Genomic DNA, 2127 nt, shown 5'->3' with positions numbered 1-2127 from the left:
AAACATACGCCTTCTCCTTTTCTGTCTTTTATTGTAGCACAAAAACCGCTTTTGTGAACCTTACAGCTTGAGTATAGCGGAGAAATTATTAAATAATCCTTAAATGCAAAAAATTATTTATATTGAATTAAATTTAAAACAGAAAAACGCCGTTCCAGCTTTTACACTGAAACGGCGTTCTGTTTTGTGTATCAGATAACACATCTAACGGCGAAACCGCCACCGAAAAAGTAAGTGTTCATCCAATACTTGTTTGTCAAGGATAGGCAAAAAAGATGAATTTTCTCAAAACCGCTGTGGGGTAGTGAACCCATGTTTGTTACCTGCCCTTCGGCAATTGTCAGTTGCGAGTATAATCCTCGCAGACAAATAACTCCGTCTTTCCTATTCCTTGATTCGCTATTATAATATTATAGTTTATCGGTTCTTTTGTCAAGTGCGTATTTGCATTATTACAACTTTGCACCACAAAACGATGGCATGACCGTGAACTCTTGCCGAATGGCAGCAATCCCATAACTGATGTGCGCTACTGAAGGATGATGATTACACGGATTAATCCGTTGACTTGATAATTCTCACAAATCGGATCACGATATAAATTGCTCGGCATCCGTTAATAACCAATGCCTTTTTCGCTTAAGCTTTCCCAGCTCCGAATTCAAATGCCAGCTCCACCATCGCCGTAAATTCATTGTAGTGAACAGCCCTCTTATGTGCTACGGAAAATCTTGCTGTAGCGGTCTCCATATTCCTTTCGTGCTTCTGCTGTCCATTTGGAGATGAAGTCTGTTTTTGATTCCGTATAAGCATCTCTGTTATGTTCATATTGTTTCCAAAGCCGGAGCTTCAACGCTTCATATTCATTTGCCACATCGGGATGCTCGTTCAAATAATCACGGAAGTACAGTTCATCATTGTCCCCGGCATATCGCAGATGGATATGATATACCTTGTCTGCTAATCCGTTTTCGGTATATCCCTTATTGAGCGAGATACGGTTTGCCTCGGAAGACATGATGCTAAAGCCGTTCTGTTCCAATATCTGCGCCGTATATTTCATGTCACTGCTATCGGGTATTTCAATCATCACATCAACGATATTTTTTGCCCATATTCCCTGAATGGCGGTGCTTCCGATATGACTGATCCGGACAACAGGCTGATCGGCTAAAAGTCCGGTCAGCGTTTTCTTGATCTCATTGAAGTTATCTTTCCACCGATCATTGTGCGCCACAAGAAAGATGGGAAACAATTCCCATAACTCTTCCAATGTCATTTCAGATAAATTTTTTCCCATAGCAAATGCCTCCGAAAAAAATCAGAATTTAACTATTATGTGAAATCCTGAATGATAATGGATTCGCTTTTTTTTTGGTAAAAGACGAATCCATCCTCAACCTTTATGATACGATAGCCTAATTTTTTGTAAAAAGCATTAGTTCGCTCATTCCAACATGGGGTATCCAGATCAAACTCAGCAGCACATGGGAAACTCTTTTCTATGCATTCCATCAGACGAATTCCGTAACCTTTTCTATGATAGACGCTGTCAATAAACATTCTGCCGATGTATACGCTGTTTTTTGTTTCATCATAGAATATAATGGCTGCTCCGACCAAATCTTTTTCTATCATTGCCTGATACAATTGTCCCTCCCGAGCCATTTGTTTATGCCATTCTACCGAATCAAATTCAGGCGGATACTCACCTTTTGCTCCGCCGACATTTACATCTGTTTCAAAAGCTCTGACAGACATCTCCACGATTTTTTCTACCTGATTTGCTTCTGCTTTGACAATATACATCTCACTTCTCCCAACTGGCTTACAATAAATCTTTCACTTTCTAATGTCGGAAATGTTTATAAATATTCATAATCATTTCATCCGGTCATGAATTTTGTTTTGAACATCTATTATTACTGCCCGACTCTCCAAAATCGCTGCAACTGTTGCGACAACGCAGACAATCGGAGCGGTGTATCGTATGTTGATGATCGGAATTGTAAAGGGAAGCATAAACAACAACGCTCCGGTGACCTTATTGATAACGGAATGAACCGCTGTCAGCGTGTGACGGCGGACGAATCCGATCACGAGATTGACAAGCTTTATCAGCGCGAT

2 protein-coding genes and 1 pseudogene are annotated in these 2127 nt (G+C 40.3%); all 3 read right to left on the bottom strand.

Annotated elements, in window-relative coordinates:
* Positions 1 to 712: 712 nt before the first annotated feature.
* Complete coding sequence (locus tag KQI64_RS05460; protein WP_216523717.1) at positions 713 to 1300, bottom strand: GrpB family protein; 588 nt, start codon at positions 1298 to 1300, stop codon at positions 713 to 715.
* A gap of 35 nt (positions 1301 to 1335) precedes the next feature.
* Positions 1336 to 1809: a GNAT family N-acetyltransferase gene (locus tag KQI64_RS05455; protein ID WP_216523716.1), complete on the bottom strand. Its 474-nt coding sequence runs from the start codon at positions 1807 to 1809 to the stop codon at positions 1336 to 1338.
* A gap of 72 nt (positions 1810 to 1881) precedes the next feature.
* Positions 1882 to 2127: pseudogene (locus KQI64_RS05450) on the bottom strand (hypothetical protein); the annotation flags it as partial.

Origin of the sequence: Lachnoclostridium sp. MSJ-17, assembly GCF_018918205.1 — a bacterium.
In the GTDB taxonomy this organism is placed as follows: domain Bacteria; phylum Bacillota; class Clostridia; order Oscillospirales; family Acutalibacteraceae; genus Ruminococcoides.
Note: the sequence above shows the minus strand (reverse complement) of the source record. Positions and strands in the feature narration are given on the sequence as shown.

Excerpts from the sequence above, each read along its gene's own strand:
- KQI64_RS05460 (WP_216523717.1), bottom strand. The coding sequence starts at position 1,300 with ATGGGAAAAAATTTATCTGAAATGACATTGGAAGAGTTATGGGAATTG.
- KQI64_RS05455 (WP_216523716.1), bottom strand. The coding sequence starts at position 1,809 with ATGTATATTGTCAAAGCAGAAGCAAATCAGGTAGAAAAAATCGTGGAG.